Source organism: Sphingomonas tagetis, from assembly GCF_024211275.1.
Lineage (GTDB): Bacteria > Pseudomonadota > Alphaproteobacteria > Sphingomonadales > Sphingomonadaceae > Sphingomonas > Sphingomonas tagetis.
Genome location: NZ_JAMLDX010000001.1, coordinates 38,408 through 56,913, shown reverse-complemented (window position 1 = coordinate 56,913; position 18,506 = coordinate 38,408). Strand labels below are relative to the sequence as shown.

Annotated in this window: 17 protein-coding genes; 7 read left to right on the top strand and 10 right to left on the bottom strand. The window is 66.8% G+C overall.

Annotation, left to right across the window (positions count from 1 at the left end; all coding sequences use genetic code 11):
• The first annotated feature begins 2 nt into the window (after positions 1-2).
• Positions 3-1,361, top strand: a complete 1,359-nt coding sequence (locus M9978_RS00280; RefSeq protein WP_254290790.1) for a reverse transcriptase domain-containing protein — start codon at positions 3-5, stop codon at positions 1,359-1,361.
• A gap of 3 nt (positions 1,362-1,364) precedes the next feature.
• Here the strand turns inward: M9978_RS00280 and uvrA are convergent, their stop codons facing one another.
• From uvrA to M9978_RS00255, 5 genes are all read right to left on the bottom strand, one after another.
• Positions 1,365-4,319 carry an excinuclease ABC subunit UvrA gene (gene uvrA, locus M9978_RS00275; RefSeq protein ID WP_254290789.1) on the bottom strand — a complete coding sequence of 985 codons (2,955 nt, stop codon included), beginning with the start codon at positions 4,317-4,319 and terminating at the stop codon, positions 1,365-1,367.
• Positions 4,320-4,531: 212 nt separating this feature from the next.
• Complete coding sequence (locus M9978_RS00270) at positions 4,532-5,356, bottom strand: outer membrane protein (RefSeq protein ID WP_254290788.1); 825 nt, start codon at positions 5,354-5,356, stop codon at positions 4,532-4,534.
• An 84-nt stretch (positions 5,357-5,440) separates the two neighbouring features.
• Entirely contained in the window at positions 5,441-5,956 is a 516-nt protein-coding gene (locus M9978_RS00265; protein ID WP_254291291.1) for a fasciclin domain-containing protein, read from the bottom strand.
• Positions 5,957-6,080: 124 nt separating this feature from the next.
• Complete coding sequence (locus M9978_RS00260; protein WP_254290787.1) at positions 6,081-6,788, bottom strand: anti-sigma factor; 708 nt, start codon at positions 6,786-6,788, stop codon at positions 6,081-6,083.
• Positions 6,781-7,350: a sigma-70 family RNA polymerase sigma factor gene (locus M9978_RS00255; RefSeq protein ID WP_254290786.1), complete on the bottom strand. Its 570-nt coding sequence runs from the start codon at positions 7,348-7,350 to the stop codon at positions 6,781-6,783. Before M9978_RS00255 ends, M9978_RS00260 begins: the two co-directional genes overlap by 8 nt.
• A gap of 173 nt (positions 7,351-7,523) precedes the next feature.
• On the opposite strand from M9978_RS00255, the gene M9978_RS00250 reads away from it, so the two are divergent.
• Together M9978_RS00250 and M9978_RS00245 are read left to right on the top strand one after the other, a co-directional pair.
• Positions 7,524-8,987 carry a hypothetical protein gene (locus M9978_RS00250; protein WP_254290785.1) on the top strand — a complete coding sequence of 488 codons (1,464 nt, stop codon included), beginning with the start codon at positions 7,524-7,526 and terminating at the stop codon, positions 8,985-8,987.
• Between the two features lie 102 nt (positions 8,988-9,089).
• Positions 9,090-10,853 (top strand): hypothetical protein, encoded by a 1,764-nt coding sequence (locus tag M9978_RS00245; RefSeq protein ID WP_254290784.1) that lies wholly within the window; start codon positions 9,090-9,092, stop codon positions 10,851-10,853.
• An 18-nt stretch (positions 10,854-10,871) separates the two neighbouring features.
• Here M9978_RS00245 and M9978_RS00240 read toward each other — a convergent pair whose 3' ends face one another.
• Entirely contained in the window at positions 10,872-11,345 is a 474-nt protein-coding gene (locus tag M9978_RS00240; RefSeq protein WP_254290783.1) for a vgr related protein, read from the bottom strand.
• A 45-nt stretch (positions 11,346-11,390) separates the two neighbouring features.
• Between M9978_RS00240 and M9978_RS00235 the strand changes: the two genes are divergently transcribed.
• Positions 11,391-11,933: an rRNA large subunit pseudouridine synthase E gene (locus M9978_RS00235; RefSeq protein ID WP_254290782.1), complete on the top strand. Its 543-nt coding sequence runs from the start codon at positions 11,391-11,393 to the stop codon at positions 11,931-11,933.
• Positions 11,934-12,014: 81 nt separating this feature from the next.
• Positions 12,015-12,434, top strand: coding sequence for a hypothetical protein (locus M9978_RS00230; RefSeq protein WP_254290781.1), 420 nt, complete (start codon positions 12,015-12,017; stop codon positions 12,432-12,434).
• 9 nt (positions 12,435-12,443) lie between these two features.
• Here the strand turns inward: M9978_RS00230 and M9978_RS00225 are convergent, their stop codons facing one another.
• From M9978_RS00225 to M9978_RS00215, 3 genes are all read right to left on the bottom strand, one after another.
• Positions 12,444-12,602, bottom strand: coding sequence for a hypothetical protein (locus tag M9978_RS00225; RefSeq protein ID WP_254290780.1), 159 nt, complete (start codon positions 12,600-12,602; stop codon positions 12,444-12,446).
• Between the two features lie 76 nt (positions 12,603-12,678).
• The gene (locus M9978_RS00220; protein ID WP_254290779.1) at positions 12,679-13,122 is read right to left on the bottom strand and encodes a PH domain-containing protein; all 444 of its coding nucleotides are present in this window, start codon (positions 13,120-13,122) and stop codon (positions 12,679-12,681) included.
• Positions 13,123-13,404: 282 nt separating this feature from the next.
• On the bottom strand, positions 13,405-13,830 hold the full coding sequence (locus M9978_RS00215) for a copper chaperone PCu(A)C (RefSeq protein WP_254290778.1): 426 nt from the start codon (positions 13,828-13,830) through the stop codon (positions 13,405-13,407).
• Between the two features lie 174 nt (positions 13,831-14,004).
• Between M9978_RS00215 and dnaK the strand changes: the two genes are divergently transcribed.
• Both dnaK and dnaJ read left to right on the top strand, forming a co-directional pair.
• The gene (dnaK, locus tag M9978_RS00210) at positions 14,005-15,912 is read left to right on the top strand and encodes a molecular chaperone DnaK (protein ID WP_254290777.1); all 1,908 of its coding nucleotides are present in this window, start codon (positions 14,005-14,007) and stop codon (positions 15,910-15,912) included.
• A gap of 67 nt (positions 15,913-15,979) precedes the next feature.
• On the top strand, positions 15,980-17,098 hold the full coding sequence (dnaJ, locus tag M9978_RS00205) for a molecular chaperone DnaJ (RefSeq protein ID WP_254290776.1): 1,119 nt from the start codon (positions 15,980-15,982) through the stop codon (positions 17,096-17,098).
• Positions 17,099-17,116: 18 nt separating this feature from the next.
• Here the strand turns inward: dnaJ and M9978_RS00200 are convergent, their stop codons facing one another.
• Positions 17,117-17,860: a sulfite exporter TauE/SafE family protein gene (locus tag M9978_RS00200; RefSeq protein WP_254290775.1), complete on the bottom strand. Its 744-nt coding sequence runs from the start codon at positions 17,858-17,860 to the stop codon at positions 17,117-17,119.
• Positions 17,861-18,506: the final 646 nt, after the last annotated feature.

Genomic DNA, 18,506 nt, shown 5'->3' with positions numbered 1-18,506 from the left:
TATTGCTCAACCTAATCGACCTGCTTGAGCACATACAGGTGCTTAGAGAACAGGATCAATATTACAATGAGCATTACCTCCGCGACCTGTTCCGGTCGAAGATTGCCAAGTCTCATGCAACAGGCAAGGACGGTGTGCGGATAGGAGCGTTCGAAACCCGCTTGATAGAAGAAACGCGCCTAATTCAACGGAAGGTGGCTGCGGAGACGTACAGCTTCACTCACTTTAAAGAGCGCCTTATACCCAGGGGAGCCAAGCGGCTTCCGCGCCAGATATCGATCCCCACCGTGCGAGATCGCCTCACCCTCCGCGCCACCTGCCAATTACTGCACGAGCATGTTCCGGGAACGCGAGGTAAGACACCCCATGCGCTGATCAAAGCTATCGTAGAAAAGATTCGTGATGGCGATCAGTCGGACAATGTCTTCCTGAGGCTCGACGTCCGAGACTTCTTCCCCAGTGTTTCTCACAAGCTAATGCAGCGTGAGCTCCGCCGTGTAGGGGTAACACCGTCTGTTCAGCGCCTTTGTATGGACGCATTGGAAAACCCCACGGGAGCCGAGAACGAACTGCAATCTCGCGGCATACCCCAAGGGTTAAGCATTTCTGGAGCGTTGGCGGCGCTTTACATGCAACGATTCGACGAGCAGCAATCTACGCCCCAACACCCTTATTTTCGATATGTCGACGACATCCTATTCATTTGCCCTGCCAAAGTCGCAGACGAATTGCTGAAGAGCGTATCGCGGAAGCTATCCGCGCGAGGCTTGAAAGTTCATCCTAAAGGAGTCGCTGGAAAAACCGAAATTTCTCCCGTTTCGGGTGGGATCGACTTTTTAGGATATCGAGTCGGCGTCGATCAGGTCTCAATCCGAGACTCATCTTACAAGCGGATGTTTACTAACCTACAGAGTGTTCTCACCGATTTTAGGTACAGGAAAGATATTAGGAGAACGATATTTCGCGTTAATTTAAAGATTACAGGCTGTATTGTAGACGGCCGCCGGCGAGGCTGGATGATGTTCTTCTCTTACACGGAATGCATATCTCAGCTAAAATATCTTGATGTTTTTCTCGCCAATCAATTATCCCGTATTGATTTTCCTCATGCTCAACGAATCGCGATCAAGTCGTTTGTAAAAAGCTATCATGAGATACGTTTCAACATAAACAATACAAGTTACATTCCTAACTATGACGCATTCGATCAAACTCAGATGATCGAAGTAATATCTACCATGACCGGACGTCGGACTGAGGAACTAGTCACTTGGGACATTGATCGTATCTCGTCCGAATTCGGACGGATAATCTCTCATGAAGTGCAAGATTTGGAGCGCGATGTCGGCAGCCCGTCCTAAGACTCACTCCGCCGCCACACTCTCCCCCACCCTGCCCCGCTCCAGCAGCGGAGCAAGATACTTCCCCGTATAGCTGCGCGGCGACTTGGCGACCGCTTCGGGCGTGCCTTCGGCGACCACCTCGCCACCCTTGACGCCGCCTTCTGGACCGAGGTCCAGTATCCAGTCGGCGGTCTTGATGACGTCGAGATTGTGCTCGATCACCACCACGGTGTTGCCCTGCTCGACCAGCGCGTGGAGCACTTCGAGCAGTTTGCGGACATCCTCGAAATGGAGGCCGGTGGTGGGCTCGTCGAGGATGTAGAGCGTGTTGCCGGTGGCGCGGCGGGCGAGTTCCTTGGCGAGCTTGACGCGCTGCGCCTCGCCGCCGGAGAGGGTCGTCGCCTGTTGCCCGACCTTGACGTAGCCGAGGCCGACTTCGGCGAGCATCGCCATCTTGTCGCGGATCGGGGGAACGGCCTTGAAGAATTCGACCGCGTCCTCGACCGTCATGTCGAGGATGTCGGCGATGCTCATCCCCTTGAACTTCACCTCGAGCGTTTCGCGGTTGTAGCGCTGGCCGTGGCAGACGTCGCAGGTGACATAGACGTCGGGGAGGAAGTGCATCTCGATCTTGAGCAGGCCGTCGCCGGTGCACGCCTCGCAGCGGCCGCCCTTGACGTTGAAGCTGAAGCGGCCGGGCTTGTAGCCGCGCGCCTGCGCCTCGGGCAGGCCGGCGAACCAGTCGCGGATGTTGGTGAAGGCGCCGGTATAGGTGGCCGGGTTGGAGCGCGGGGTGCGGCCGATCGGCGACTGGTCGATGTCGATCACCTTGTCGAGATGCTCGAGCCCGGTGATGCGGTCGTGCTTGCCCGAGAGGATGCGGGCGCCGTTGAGCGCGCGCGCGGCGGCGGCGTAGAGCGTGTCGATGGTGAAGCTCGACTTGCCCGAGCCGGAGACGCCGGTGATGCAGGTGAAGGTGCCGAGCGGGATGCTGGCGGTGACGCCGGTGAGGTTGTTGGCGGTGGCGTTGTGGACGGTGAGCTTCTTGCCGGTGCCCTTGCGGCGCTTCGCGGGGAGCGGGACTTCGCGGCGGCCGGAGAGGTAATCGGCGGTGATGCTGTCCTCGCAGGCGAGGACCTGGTCGAAGCTGCCATGGGCGACGATCTCGCCGCCATGGACGCCGGCGCCCGGCCCCATGTCGATGACGTAATCGGCGGTGCGGATCGCGTCCTCGTCATGCTCGACCACCAGCACGGTGTTGCCGAGGTCGCGCAGGCGGCGCAGCGTGGCGAGCAGCATGTCGTTGTCGCGCTGGTGGAGGCCGATCGACGGCTCGTCGAGGACGTAGAGCACGCCGGAGAGGCCGGAGCCGATCTGTGACGCGAGGCGGATGCGCTGGGACTCGCCGCCGCTGAGCGTGCCGCTGGTGCGGTTGAGGTTGAGGTAATCGAGGCCGACATTGTTGAGGAAGCCGAGCCGCTCGTCGATCTCCTTGAGGATGGCGCGGGCGATTTCCCGGCTCTGCGGGGTGAGGTCGGCGGGCAGGTTGGTGAAGAAGGGCAAAGCGTCGGTGACGCTGAGGCGGGTGACGCTGGAGATGTCGCGGCCGGCGACCTTCACCGCCAGCGCCTCGGGCTTGAGGCGGGCGCCGTCGCAGGTCTCGCAGGCGTGGGCGGCCTGGTATTTGGAGAGCTCCTCGCGCATCCACGCGCTCTCGGTCTGGAGCATGCGGCGGTTGAGGTTGCCGATGACGCCCTCGAACGGCTTCTTGACGTCGTAGCTCTTGCGGCCGTCGACGAAGGTGAGCGTGACCGGCTTGCCGCCGGTGCCGTGGAGGATGATCAGCTGGACCTCGCCGGGCAGGTCCTTCCACGGGGTGTCGAGCGAGAAGCCGAACTCGCGGGCGAGGCTGCCGAGGACCTGCATGTAATAGGGCGACGGCGGGTTGGACTTGGCCCAGGGGACGACCGCGCCCTTCTTGATGCTGAGGTCGTGGTTGGGGACGACGAGGTCCTCGTCGAAGATCTGCTTTTCGCCGAGGCCGTCGCAGGCCGGACACGCGCCCTGCGGGGCGTTGAAGGAGAAGAGGCGCGGCTCGATCTCGGCGATGGTGAAGCCGCTGACCGGGCAGGCGAATTTTTCGGAGAAGACGATGCGGTTGTCGGGGATGCCGGCGCCCTTCATCTGGCCGCCGGTTTCGGCCTTGAAGGTCTGGGGGGCTTCGGCGACGCGGTTGGATGAGAGCGCTTCGACGGTGGTGTCCACCAGATCGACATAGGCCAGCCCCTCGGCAAGCTTGAGCGCGGTCTCGAAGCTCTCGGCGAGGCGCGTGGCGATGTCGTCACGCACGACGAGGCGGTCGACGACCACCTCGATGTCGTGCTTGTACTTCTTGTCGAGCGCCGGGGCTTCCTCGATCAGGTAGGTCTCGCCGTCGATGCGGACGCGCTGGAAGCCGGCCTTCTGCCATTCGAGCAGCTCCTTGCGATACTCGCCCTTGCGGCCGCGGACGACCGGGGCGAGGAGCAGCAGGCGGGTGCCCTCGGGCAACGCGAGCACGCGGTCGACCATCTGGCTGACGGTCTGCGCGGCGATCGGGAGGCCGGTCGCGGGCGAATAGGGGATGCCGACGCGCGCCCAGAGCAGGCGCATGTAATCATAGATCTCGGTGACGGTCGCGACCGTCGAGCGCGGGTTGCGGCTGGTGGTCTTCTGCTCGATCGAGATGGCGGGGCTGAGGCCCTCGATGTGATCGACATCGGGCTTCTGCATCATCTCGAGAAACTGGCGCGCATAGGCGCTGAGCGATTCGACGTAGCGGCGCTGACCCTCGGCATAGATGGTGTCGAAGGCGAGGCTCGATTTGCCCGAGCCCGACAGACCGGTGATGACCGTGAGCGTGTCGCGCGGGATGTCGATGTCCACGCCCTTGAGATTGTGCTCGCGCGCGCCGCGGACGCTTATGTGGGTCAGCATACGGAGCACCTACGCTTCTGGATATGAGTCAGCATGGGGGTGAGTTCTAGCTTTGTTCTTTGAAGGATTCCAGAGGCAGAGATAGGGGCGGTCGCCGCGGGTTGCGAGGGGGGCTGCGCGGGCAAGCGCCTCGACAGCAAGACGCCGGCGAGGCGTGGGAGACGCCTCGCCGGCGCAGGCGCCGGGTACCGGGAAGGACGGCCCGGCGGCCGTCAGAAGCGGAATGCCGCCGTCACGCGCACCGCATGCCAGTCGAAACGCGGATCGCTGCGCCGCATCTCGGTGCCGGCCGCGCCGTTGAGAATGAAGGGGTTGGTCGCAGGCGCGGTGCCCTGAGTCACACGGACGCGGAAATCGTCGTCGCTGAAGCGGGTGTAGAGATATTCGAGCCCGACCGAGAAATTGCGGCCGATCTTGTGCTCGACGCCCCCGCCCCCGCTGACGCCCCAGCTGTCGCTCTTGCCGTTATTGGCGAAGGCGTTGGCGGTGTTGCTGGTGCTGAACCCGTTCTCGATCCGCGCATAGGACGGACCGAAGGTGGCGTAGATCAGCGTGCGGTCGCCCGCGACATAGCCGGCGCGGGCGCGCAGGCTGGCGTCCCATTCGATCTCGCGGGTGAAGGTGTAGGAAGCGGGCGTGGTGCTGAACGCGCTGACGCTGTCGCGGACGTCGCTCTTGCCGATCTCGCCGACGACGCCGATCACCCAATTGCCCGATTGCGCATCCCAGCCGGCGCGGAAATGATATTCGACACCGTCCTTGTCCTTCGTGCAGGCGGTGTTGGCCGACGAGGTCGCGGCACCGCCGCAGAAGCCCGGCGAGAACGCGTTCGCGCCCGCCGCGGTGGTGATCGTGTCGAGCGAACCGTTGAAGCCGCGGTCGAACAGCACGCCTTCGCCGCTGTCGTCGCTCTGGAAGCCATAGCCGACCGACGCGCCGACATAAGGCCCGTCAAATTCGCCCGCGCCGTCCTGAGCGAAAGCGGGTGCGGCGGCGATGGTCAGCGCTGCGAGGCCGGTGGCAAGAAACATGCGCATATCATTTCTCCCTGATTGAATTGACGCCCCCCCTTGAGGTTGAGGCGGCCCCACGCGACGGTACGCGCGGGCCGCCTCCGGGGGTCACGGCATCAGCACGGTGTCGATCACGTGGATCACGCCGTTCGACTGCATGACATTGGCGATGGTGATGTTGGCGTGGCCGCCCTTGGCGTCCCACACCTGCCAGCCCTTGCCCTTTTTCGAGAAGGTCAGCGTGCCGCCCGCAGCGGTCTTGTACATCGCCTTGCCGCCATTCTTCATCGCCTTGGCGGCGATGTCCTGCGCGGTGATGCGGCCGGGGACGACGTGGTAGGTCAGGATGCCGGTGAGCATCGCCTTGTTCTCAGGCTTCACCAGCGTATCGACGGTGCCGGCAGGCAGCTTGCCGAACGCGGCGTTGGTCGGTGCGAACACGGTGAACGGCCCCGGGCTCGCCAGCGTGTCGACCAGGCCGGCGGCCTTGACGGCGGCGACGAGCGTGGTGTGATCCTTCGAATTGACCGCGTTCTCGACGATGTTTTTGGTCGAATACATCGCCGCGCCGCCGACCATCGGATTCTTCTGCGCGGCGACCGCACCGGTCGCGGCCAGCGCCATCCCGGCGATGCCGAAAGCGATATGGGACAATATGGGCTTCATGATAGCTCCTCTCGATTGGCACCTCCGGAGGAGGCGCTCGCAGGAGCTACGGAGCGGATCGCGCTGCGGATGCAGGCGAGGTTCAGATTTTGGAGATTTTTCCTGCGGCGACCGGCGCGCTGCTCGGCGCGGCATGCGGCGCCCCTGCGACCGGCTCCATCGTGATTGCCAATGTCGCGCCGTCGATGATGAGCGCGCGGAGCCGTGCCGGCACGGCAACCCGCGTCGTGCCGCTTGCGCCGACCAGCCCCAGCGAGCGCGGCACGCCGTCGGCGGGGATCACCCACAATTCGGGCGCGAGTTCGCTTTGCGGCATGTCGATCGCGCGGATGCGGAGCGTGCCTTCGCCCGGATCGTAATTGGCGGCGAGCAGCGCACCCGCCTCTCCGCCGAGTTGCGCAACCGCGACCTGATCGGGCGCGCGGACCACCTCGCGCACGACGGTCACGGGATCGGGGCCGGGTAGCAGCAGCATGGCGGCTGCGAGCGAGGCCGCGACCGCGCCCGAACCGATCGCGCTCCAGCGCCAGAAACGCAGCTGGCGGACCGTGTCGCCATTGCCCTGCGCCGCGAGCCGGGCCTCGATCGCGGGCCACAGATCGGGCGGCGTGGCTTCGGCGAAATCATCGCACAAGGGATCGAGCCGCGCGCGCCATGCGTCCACCGCCGCCGCAAAGGCCGGGTCGGCCAGCACCAGCCGCAGCGCGCCGGTGCGTTCCTCGCCCTCCAGCAGCCCCAGCGCCAGTTCGGCGGCGAGCATGTCCTGTTCGCGTGTCAGTGGTTCAGCCATCGCCGAGGCACTCCCGCAGTTGGAGCAATCCGCGCCGGACCCAGCTCTTCATCGTGCCGAGCGGCACCTTCATCCGTTCGGCGAGCTGGACATAGGTCAGGCCGTCGAAAAAGGCCGAGCGGATCGCGCCGCCTTGCCTGAGCTCGAGCGAGTCGAGGCAATGGAAGATGCGCGCGCGCTCCTGCATCGCCTCGATCCGTTCGGGTGCTGTGGCGCGGTCATCGGCGATTTCGGCGGCATGGTCGTCGCTCACCAGCGTCGGACCGCCATTGGCGCGGCGCCAGTCGATCGCCGTGTTGCGGGCGATCGCGCAGAGCCAGGTGATCGGGCTGGCACGCGCCGCATCGAAGCGTCCAGCGCGGTTCCAGACCTTGAGATACACGTCCTGCAAGATGTCCTCGGCGGCTTCCCTGTCGTGGGAGATACGGAGGCAGACGCCGAATAGTTTCGCGGCGGTCAGATCATGGACTTCGCGCAACGCCGCGCGCTCACCCGCCGCGACCCGTGATAAGGCAGCGGTCAGTCTTTCGCGATCGGATTGTGAAGGGATGTCCCCGGCCATCGATCACGGACATTGCGGGCAATGGGCGCCGCGATCAATGGCCCGAGCGCTCAACTGACGGCTTTTCGCTGAATCGGAATGGCATAAGCGATGCCGCCCGCGCTCCTCCATCCGCTAAATCCCCCATTCATCGACTCGGGCGCACATCTCGCCGCATGGAATGGAGAGGCGCGATGGCGTTGTTTTCTTTGCGGGTTCGTTCGGGATTGATGGTGGGCAGCGCGTTGGCGCTGGGTCTGGCGAGCGCGCCGGCGGCGCTGGCGCAGGCGACGGTGGTGCGGGTGGCGCCCGCGCCGCCGCCGCCGCCGGCGTGGCAGACGCCCGATGCCGACTATCGCTTCATCGACGATGCCGATGCGCTGCTCGACGCGATCGGGGATGCGCCGCCGGACTTCACCTTCAGCTATGCCGGGGGCGACGCGTGGGGCTGGCGGACGCGGACGGGGCATGAAGTCTATGCCGAGACGGCGCGCGACGGCGGCGAACGCGGCGGCAGCGGGGTGCGCTATTATTATTTCGACCCGGGGATGAGCGCGCCGTTCCTGGTCTATGACGGCGAACTCTCGTTCGGCTATCGCGACGGGCGGGTGGCGGTGGCCTATGACCGCGACGGGCGCGTGCTCTCGCCGGAGGAGGCCGACCGTTACTGGGCGCTGGCGGAGCGGCTCTATTCGCGCGGGCGGGCGATCCGCGATGCCGCGCGGTACGAGGACCGGTGGGATTCGGCCGATGCCGGCTGGTGGGCGTGGCAGGTCGCGAGCGTGATCCAGCTGCGGCTGCGCTGGGAAGCGGGCCGCAGCCGTCATCCCGGCTGGCGCAAATGGCGCATGCGGCCCGACTCGCTGACGCGGCGCCCGGGGCTTGGGCTCGAGCGGCAGTCGCGCTGGGCGGCGGGTGCGCGCTTCCACCGCTGGCGGCAGGAGGGCTTTCGCGGGCCGGCGCCGCAATTCGGCGGCGGCGGGATGTCGCGCCCGGCCAAGGGCTTGCGGCCGCCGCGGCAGGGCTGGCGGCCGGGGATGCCGCCCGCGATGAGCGGGCAGCCGGGGGCGTCGCGGCCGTTCGGACCGGGCGGCGCGGTGCCGCTGGCGCCGGCTGCGCCGGGCGTGGGCCGGGCCGAGCGTCCCGACACCGGTGCGCCGGGCATGGGACGTCCGGGCCGTGTGCCGCCCTTTGCCGGGCAGGTGCCGCCCGATCCGCAGCCGCAGGCCGAGCCGCAGCGGCGTCCGGGCGGTGAGCGCCAGGGCGGCTGGAGCGGGCGTCGCGACGGCGATAGCGCGGGCCGCGAGCGGCCGCGGCGTGAGTTCGCCGCACCGCCGGTTGCGGTTCAGCCAACGCCCGCGCCTGCACCGACGCCGCCGGTGAGCCGTCCGCAGCGGTCTGATGACGATGCCGGTGGCAGGCGCGGGTGGCAGGCTCAGCCCGAGCGCGCCGCGCCGCCTCAGGCGCCGCCGGCCGCCGCACCGCCGGTTCAGGCGCGGCCGGAGCCGCGGATGGCGCCGAGCTATGTCGCGCCGCCGCCGGTCTATGTGGCGCCGCCGCCCCCTCCGCCTCCGCCGGTCTATGTGGCGCCTCCGCCACCTCCCCCGCCGCCGCGCGAGCCGGTGATGCAGGATCAGGTCGTGGAGTCGCCGCAATAGCGTCTCGCCGCCGCCAAAACCCCCGATGAACGAAGTGGCCACGGCGAGTTCAGGCTCGCCGTGGCACTTCTGTCGCAAATCCGGGGGCGATGGAGGTTAATGATGACGAAACCCGCTCGACTTCGCGACATTCGCGCCCGGCTGATCGCGGGCGGCGCGCTGGCCGCGCTGATGGGACTGACCGCGTGCGACGTGCGCCAGCCCGACCCGATTCAGGCGAGCGCGTTCGGCAACGCGTCGCTGCCGCCGCTGCCCGAGGCGCTGCCGATGACGGCAGAGACCCAGCCGCTCGAATATGCGCCGGCCGCGGCGCGGCTGCCAGCTGCGCGCCAGCTGTCCTATGCCGATCCGGGCGACGATGGCTATGCTTGGATCGACCGCGCCGACACGGTGTTCGACGTGATCGGCGACGCGCCGCCCGACTATGGCTTCGACTATGACGATGTCGAGCCGTGGGGCTGGGAGGCGGCGGGCGGCTATGTGACCTATGCCGAGCCGATCGACGACGATTATTACCGCTATTATTATTACGAGCCGGGTGCGGACTATCCGTACCTCGTGCGCGATCCGTGGAACAGCTATGGCTATTCGGGCGACCGGATCGTCGCGGTGTATGATGCGGGCGGCGCGCTGCTGCCCTGGGCTATGGCGTCGCAGCGGGTGGATTATGGCTCGCGCTATTATGCGCGGGCGGCGGATTTGAGGCGCGCGGCGGCGCGGGAGCGGCGCGGCGTGGCGGCGCCGGTCTGGGCGGAGCGCCGTCCGGCGATCGTGCAGGCTCAACGGCAATGGGCGGCGGCGCGCGAGACTCAGCCGGCGTGGCGCGAGTGGCGCCAGCGTGACGGCGCGCAGGTGGCGCGGGCGCAGGTGCGCGAGGAGCGTCAGGCGCGGCGCGCGGCGGCGCAGCGCTTCGCGAGCTGGCAGCAGGAGGGGCTGCGCGGGAGTGCGCCGGACCTGTACGGGCGAGCACAGCGTCAGGCGGATCGTGCGCAACGTCAGGCGGCGCGCGTGGCGCAGCGCCAGACCGAGCGCGAGCAGCCGGTGTTCGAACGCGCGCGGGCGGATGTCTCCGCCTCGCAGCAGCGCCGGCGCGAGATGATGCAGGTGCGCGACGTGCCGCAGGGTGGCGCCGAGCGCGTGCAGATCCGCGAGCAGCGGCAAGCCGAGCGCGAGGCGCGCCGCGGGCCGCCTCAGGCGCGCGAGCAGCAGCAGCAGCAGGCCGTGCGGCAGGCGCAGCGCGCCGAAATGCAGGCGCAGCGTCAGCAGCGCATGGCGGAACGCCAGCAGCTTCAGGGCGAAGTACGGCAACAGGCCGAACGCCAGCAACGCGGCGCGCAGCGCGAGGCGATGCAGGCGGCACGGCGCCAGCAGGGCGAACAGCGTCAGGCGCGAGCCGGCGCCGAGCAGCGCGCGCAGATGCAGGCAGCGCGCGAACAGCAGCGTGCGGCGCGGCAGCAGCAACAGGCGGCACGCCAGCAACAGGCTGCCGAGCGGCAGCAGGCGGCAGGACGCCAGCAACAGATGGCGGCGGCTCGCGAGCAGCAGCGCGCCGAGCGGCAACAGCAACAGGCCGCACGCCAGCAACAGGCGGCCGAACGGCAGCAGCAAATGGCCGCGCGGCAGCAACAGCAACAGCAGATGAACGCGGCGCGTGAGCAGCAGCGGGCGGCGCGCGAGCAACAGGCTGCGGCGCGTCAGCAGCAAATGGCGCAGCGTCAGGCCGAGGCGGCCTCGCGCCAGCAGCAGGCGGCGGCGCAGCAACAGGCGCGGCAGGCCGAGATGGCCGCGCGCCAGCAGCAGCGTGCCGAGCGTCAGGCGCAGGGTGGCGGCGGTGGTGGCGGCGAGCGGCGTGGGAAGCGCGACTGATCGCCCTGCCCGCCCGGGTCAGGCGATACGCTCGCCGGTCGGAGTGAAGGGCAGGATGCCGCGATATTGCTCGAGCGGTGGCGCGCCCGGAAGGTGCGCGCCGCGGCTGAGCAGGAAGACGTGGCGGACGATCTCGGCCTGTTGCTCGAGGCCGTAGCGCGCGAGCCGCCAGCCCGGTTTGAGGCTGTAGCCATAGCGGCAGAACGGGTGGCGGCGCAGCGGCAGGAAGATGCCCTGCTGATGCTGCCAGACATGCACCAGTTCGTGGATGAACAGCCCTTGCAGGTCGAGCGGGGCATGCGCGAAATCGTCACGGTAATTGCCGCCCTTCGGGTGAAAATGGATGCAGCCGAGCGGCGCCATGGTGACGTAGCGCGGCTGGAAGAACGCCCATTTGCGGTTGGCGACTCGCGCACGGCTGTAGTCGATCGCGTCGCCGAACACGCTGCGCGCGAGCGCGATCTCGCCGGATGTGAGCGGGCGTTCGGTCATCGATGCTAGGTGGATGCAGCGGCGCGACATGTCTAGAGACGGGCGATGTCCCGCCTGATCCTGTTCAACAAACCCTATGGGGTGCTGTCGCAATTCACCGACGAGGGCAGCGGGCATCCGACGCTGGCGCACTATATCGACGTGCCCGGCGTCTATCCGGCGGGGCGGCTCGACCGCGACAGCGAGGGATTGCTGCTGCTGACCGATGACGGCCGGTTGCAGGCACGGATCGCCGAGCCGCGGCACAAGGTCGCCAAGACCTATTGGGCGCAGGTCGAGGGCGAACCCGACGAGGCGGCGCTGGAGGAATTGCGGCGCGGGGTGCGGCTGAAGGACGGGATGACGCTTCCCGCGCAGGCCGAGCGGATCGAGTCCCCTGCCCTGTGGCCGCGCGACCCGCCGGTGCGGTTCCGCAAGAGCGTGCCCGATTGCTGGATTTCGCTGACGATCCGCGAGGGGCGCAACCGGCAGGTGCGGCGGATGACCGCGGCGACGGGCTATCCCACGCTGCGGCTGGTGCGCTGGCAGGTGGGTGACTGGACGCTGGAAGGTTTGGCGCCCGGCGAATGGCGCAGCGTCACGCTCTAGCACCTTGTAAAATCGTCAGTTGATCGGGGCGCTCGCAGCGATCAACATCGCCGGACGACAACGCAAAAGGGGCGGATGGCGATGAAGATTTCGAGCGGATGGGCGGCGATCGTCGCAGGTGGGGCGATGCTGTTGACGGGCGCATGTTCTTCGGAACCGGAGACGGCTGCGGCCAATGACAGCGCTGCGGCGGCGCCGACGGCCGCGGCGGGTGACGATGCGGGACCCGCGCCGAGCACCGCCGGCGAAGCGGCACCTGCGCCGGAAACCGCCAGCGCGGGCGGCGCAGTCACCGACGGCAGCTATTCGTGCCACAAGATCAGCGGATCGATGCTGGTCAACATGGGCACGGTTCGCGTGAGCGGCGGGCAGCCCGACACCAGCGTTCTCGAAAGCGTCGGCGCCAAGTTCAAGGGCGTGGAACCGACCGCGGAAGGATTCCGCCTCAGCTATGAGAGCAAGAGCGGCTGGGCCGAGGTGATGGACTGCGAGCGGGAATAGGCGCGCCCGCTAGCTGCGGACCAGCGACCCGGTGGCGTCGTCGGCCAGGACCTGAATCGATTTGAGCTGGCCGCGCGTCGAATGCCACGCCTGCTGCGTGTACGCGCCGGAGAACAACGCAAGGTCCCCGGCGACGAGAATGCAGATCATGACGGCGAACGACTTCATTCGCGCTTGTTAGCATTCGCCGGTAAATTATTGGTTTTAGATAAAATTAATCATTTTTGGTAGGCTGGCGCGAGGCTCAGATATCCTCGTGAACCATGTCGATCTCGCGCACCCCGCGCAGGCGGCGGGCGGTGTTGACGAGCTCGCGCAGCTTTTCGCGGCGGGTGCGGGCCTGATCGACGTCGCGGATTACCAGCGGCGCATCCTTGGTGGTTTCGTCCGACGAGGTGATGGTGATGTGGCCGATATCGGCCCATTGGTTGATCAGGCTGAAATCGATCCGCACGTCCTTGACGCGGTACAGCTCGATCTCGTCGATCGACTTCACGAAAATGCCCTTGTGCAGGATCAGCCGGTCCTCGGTCACTACATAGGTGGTGGCGAGATTGGCGATCCATTTGATCAGGATGATGATCAGACCGACACCGACCAGGCACAGCAGCAGCGTGGCCCAGCCGGCGAGCGTGCCGCGCAGCCAGCCCCAGGTCGAGGAACGAAAACGGTCGATCACCTGTGCCATGTATTTGCCCCCTGTCGTCGAACGCGATTGAACATCACATCGCCGGTCGTGTCGAGCGTCGTCGGGATATGGTGCGGGCAGTTTGCGCGGTGTCTCGACTGCGCTCGACACGAACGGGAAGCAGCGACTGGCTAAACCATTCCTCCCCCGGAGGGGGAGGGGGATCGCCGCGAAGCGGTGGTGGAGGGGTAGGTCGCCGCACAACCAAACATCTCGCCCGTGGAGACTACCCCTCCACCAGCTTCGCTGGTCCCCCTCCTCCTCCGGGAGAGGAATGAAGGGCTAGTCCGCGCCGGCGGCCTTGACCTGCGCGGTGACCTCGATGGTCTTGCCGTCGGCGAAGGACAGCTTGAGCGGGATGGTGGCGCCGGCGCGCAGGGTCGGGGCGATGTCGTAGAGCATGACGTGCTTGCCGCCCGGCTTGAGTTCGACGTCCGCGCGCGACGGGATCGCCACGTCCTTGAGCGGGGCCATCGTCATCATCCCCCCCTCCTGCTTCATCTCGTGGATTTCGGTGCGGATCGCTGCCGGGGTCGAGACCGAGAGCAAGGTTGTCGCCTCCGCGCCGCCGCGGATCTTCAGATAGGCCGCACCGGGGCGGCCGGTGACGGCGGGCAGCCGCACCCAGGCGTCGCTCGCCACCGGTTCGGCCTGCTGGCATGCCGTCATCGTGGCGGCGATCAGCATCGCGGCGAAAACCCTGCGCATTCGGTCACTCCCCTCCCGATTCGGGAACTTTGCGGATTTCCTAAGTGCGCCATGATCTTGCGGCAAGGCAACGCCCACCTATATCCCGCCTAGCACAGGCCGCGTTGCTGCTTTCGGGGCGTGGTAATGCATTGGTTTTAAACGGTTTAACACACGGGGGCCACAAGAGGACTCATGGGTAAGGTTATTGGAATCGATCTCGGCACGACCAACAGCTGCGTCGCTGTCATGGAAGCGGGCAAGCCCAAGGTGATCGAGAATGCGGAAGGCGCGCGCACCACGCCTTCGATCGTCGCCTTCGCCAAGGATGGCGAGCGGCTGGTCGGCCAGCCGGCCAAGCGTCAGGCGGTGACCAACGGCGACAACACGATTTTCGCGGTGAAGCGCCTGATCGGCCGCCGCTATGACGATCCCATCACCAAGAAGGACACCGAGCTGGTTCCCTATACCATCTCGAAGGGTCCGAACGGCGATGCGTGGGTCAAGGCCGGTGGCGAGGATTATTCGCCGTCGCAGATTTCGGCCTTCATCCTGCAGAAGATGAAGGAAACCGCCGAGAGCTATCTCGGCGAGACCGTGTCGCAGGCCGTCATCACCGTGCCGGCTTACTTCAACGACGCGCAGCGCCAGGCGACCAAGGACGCGGGCAAGATCGCGGGCCTCGAAGTGCTGCGCATCATCAACGAGCCGACCGCGGCGGCGCTGGCCTATGGTCTGGAAAAGACCGACGGCAAGACGATCGCGGTCTATGACCTTGGCGGCGGCACGTTCGACATCTCGATCCTCGAGATCGGTGACGGCGTGTTCGAGGTGAAGGCGACCAATGGCGACACCTTCCTCGGCGGCGAGGACTTCGACTCCAAGCTCGTTCAGTTCTTTGCCGACGAGTTCAAGAAGGCCGAAGGCATCGACCTGACCAAGGACAAGCTCGCGCTCCAGCGGCTCAAGGAAGCCGCCGAGAAGGCGAAGATCGAGCTGTCCTCGGCGCAGACGACCGAGGTCAACCTGCCCTTCATCACCGCGGACCAGAACGGGCCGAAGCACCTCGTCAAGACGCTGAGCCGCGCCGATCTGGAGCGGCTGGTCGACGACCTGATTTCGCGCACGCTCGAGCCGTGCCGCAAGGCGATGGCCGATGCCGGCGTCAAGCCGGCGCAGATCGACGAAGTGGTGCTGGTCGGCGGCATGACCCGCATGCCCAAGGTGCGTCAGGTCGTGAAGGAGTTCTTCGGCAAGGAGCCGCACACCGGCGTCAACCCCGATGAGGTGGTGGCGATCGGCGCGGCAATTCAGGCCGGCGTGCTGCAGGGCGACGTCAAGGACGTGCTGCTGCTCGACGTGACCCCGCTGTCGCTGGGCATCGAGACGCTCGGCGGCGTGTTCACGCGCATGATCGACCGCAACACCACGATCCCGACCAAGAAGTCGCAGGTCTATTCCACCGCTGACGACAATCAGCAGGCGGTGACGATCCGCGTCTTTCAGGGCGAACGCGAAATGGCGGCGGACAACAAGATCCTCGGCCAGTTCGATCTCGTCGGCATCCCCTCCGCCCCGCGCGGCGTGCCGCAGATCGAGGTGACGTTCGACATCGACGCCAACGGCATCGTCAACGTCAGCGCCAAGGACAAGGGCACCGGCAAGGAGCAGCAGATCCGCATCCAGGCTTCGGGTGGCCTCAGCGACGCCGACATCGATCAGATGGTGCGCGACGCCGAGACCTTTGCCGAGGAGGACAAGAAGCGCCGTGCGGGCGCCGAGGCCAAGAACAACGCGGAATCGCTGATCCACACGACGGAGCGCCAGCTCGCCGAGAATGGCGACAAGGTCGACGAAGCGCTGAAGGGCGAGATCCAGACCGCGATCGACGAGGCCAAGGCCGCGGTCGAAGGCGGCGACGCCGATGCGATGAACGAGAAGTCGCAGGCACTCGCACAGGTCGCGATGAAGCTCGGTCAGGCGATCTACGAGAAGCAGCAGCAGTCGGAGGCTTCGCCTGCGGCTGAGGCGGGCGCGGAGAAGGCGGATGGCGACGATGTCGTCGATGCCGAATTCTCCGAGGTGGATGACAACAAGGCGTAAGCGCATGCTCACCCGCCGCCATCTTAGAGCATGGGATGGCGGCGGGCACAGGGCGGGGGCCGAGTGAATGACCACCGAAGTCGACTTTTACGAATTGCTCGAAATCGAGCGCAATGCCGACGACGCGACGATCAAATCCGCGTTTCGCAAGCTCGCGATCAAATATCACCCCGACAAGAATGGCGGGTGCAAGGATCACGAGGCCAAGTTCAAGGCGATCAACCAGGCCTATGACTGCCTGAAGGACCCGCAGAAGCGCGCGGCCTATGACCGGTTCGGCCATGCCGCGTTCCAGAATGGCGGCGGTGGCGGCGGCGGTCAGGGGCCGGGCTTCGACGCCTTTTCCGACATCTTCGAATCGATGTTCGGCGAGTTCATGGGCGGCGGGCGCGGCGGCCAGCGCCAGCAGCGCGGCGCGGACCTGCGCTATGACATGGAAATCGGGCTGGAAGACGCCTTTCACGGCAAGCAGACCGACATCACCATCGACGTGTCCGGCCCGTGCGAGCCGTGCGGCGGCACCGGCGCTTCGCCGGGGACGATGGCCAAGACCTGCGGCACCTGTCGCGGGCACGGCAAGGTGCGCGCGCAACAGGGCTTCTTCATGGTCGAGCGGCCCTGCCCGAGCTGCAACGGCGCCGGGCAGACGATCAGCGATCCGTGCAAGAACTGCCGCGGCGAGGGCCGGGTCGACAAGACGGTGACGCTGGCGGTCAACGTGCCGCCGGGCGTCGACGAAGGCACGCGTATCCGGCTGACCGGACAGGGCGAGGCCGGTGCGCGCGGGGCACCGCCGGGCGACCTCTACATCTTCCTGCACATCCGCAAGCACGCGATCTTCGAGCGCGAGGGCACGACGCTGTACGCGCGCGCGCCGATCAGCTTCACGACGGCGGCGCTGGGCGGCGAGATCGAGATTCCGGGGCTCGATGGCGAGCTGCACACGGTCCGCGTCAATCCCGGCACGCAGAGCGGCCGCGAGGTGCGCCAGCGCGGCGGCGGCATGCCGGTGCTGCAGGGCCGCGGCTTCGGCGATCTGGTGGTGCGGATCGAGGTCGAGATCCCGACCAAGCTGTCGGCCAAGCAGCGCGAGCTGCTCGAGGAGTTTCGTGGACTCGAGACCGGCGACGAATGCCCGGTGTCGTTCGGGTTCTTCGACAAGCTGAAAAAGGCGGTGGGGGGCTGAGGCCCCTCCCCGCTCTCCTCAATACACCCCGAACAGCTTGGCGCTGGCGACCAGCAGCACGAGGCCGAGTGCGCGCAGGATCCAGGTCGTCGGCAGCCTGATGCCGAGCGTGGTGCCGACGAGGCCGCCGAGCAGCACGGCGACGGCGTAGATCGGCAGCTCGGGCGGGAGGTGGCCGACCGAAGCGAAATTGCCGGCTAGGCCCGAGGCGGAATTGGCGAGGATGAACAGCGCGGTGACGCCCGAGGCGGGCTTGGGCGCGGACCACGCCATGAACAGCAGCAAGGGCGAGAGGAAGATGCCGCCGCCAGTGCCGGTGAGGCCGGCGAGCAGGCCGATTGCGGCGCCCCACGCGATGCCGGCCGGGATCGGCGGATCGCGCCAGTCGGTCTGCGCCTTGAGCTCGCGCGGCCACAGCATCCGTGCGGCGGAGAAGAGCAGCACCGCGCCCATGATCGGGCGATAGACCTCGCCCGGCAGCTTGATCGCGCCGCCGAGGAAGGCGAAGGGCAGCGCACCGATCAGGAACGGCCACAGCGTGCGCCAGCGGAACAGGCCGGCGCGGGCATAGCGGAAGGTGCCGAGGCTGGCGACGATCAGGTTGAGCACCAAAGCGGTCGGCCGCATCGTCGCGGCGGGCACGCCGAACAGCGCCATCAGCGCGATATAGGCCGAGGCGCCGGCATGGCCGACGGTCGAATAGAGCATCGCGCCGAGGAACATGCAGGCGGCGAGCGTCAGGTGGAGCGTGTCGAGGTGCATCGGCGCTATGCTTGACAGAATATAGCGCGGTGGAAAAGAGGATGCGTTTCCGCGAGTGCGCAAAGGAAAAGGGGCCGGCGTTTCCGCCAGCGCGCACAGGAAAAGGGGCCGGCGTTTCCGCCAGCCCCGTGTCGCCTCGTTTCCGGCTGCGCTGCCCCAAGGGGCTGCGCGCGCCTGCTGTCGGCGGCATGTCCGGCCCGCATCCGGCAAGGGTGGCGGACCTGAACATCCTGGTCGGCAAACGGCGAACCGTCCGCTTCCCCGGTCACCGGGCGGGCGGGCTTCCGAAGAAGCCCCGTCCGCCACGATGTCCTTTGCTCCGCCAAGTTCCTTGCGGTTCCGGCTTCGCTGGGTGGTCATCGCAACCGAACTTTCCCGAAGGTCTGCTCACTTCCGATCACCTCGCGCCGCGCATGTCGCCACACGCTTTGCGTTCGACTGCCCGACCTGGCCTGCGCCGAAGCGCGAGCCGTCCCGGCAATCCACGACACCTCGATCCGAAGATCTCCGCACCGTGTTCGTCGCCCGATCCCACCTGCGCCGAAGCGCCGATCTTCCCGAGCAACTCGCGCCGTTTCCGCCCGAAGGCTTTGCCGTCGCGTTTCGGTCGTCCGGCTTTGCCTCGCGCCGAAGCGCGCTGCTGCCC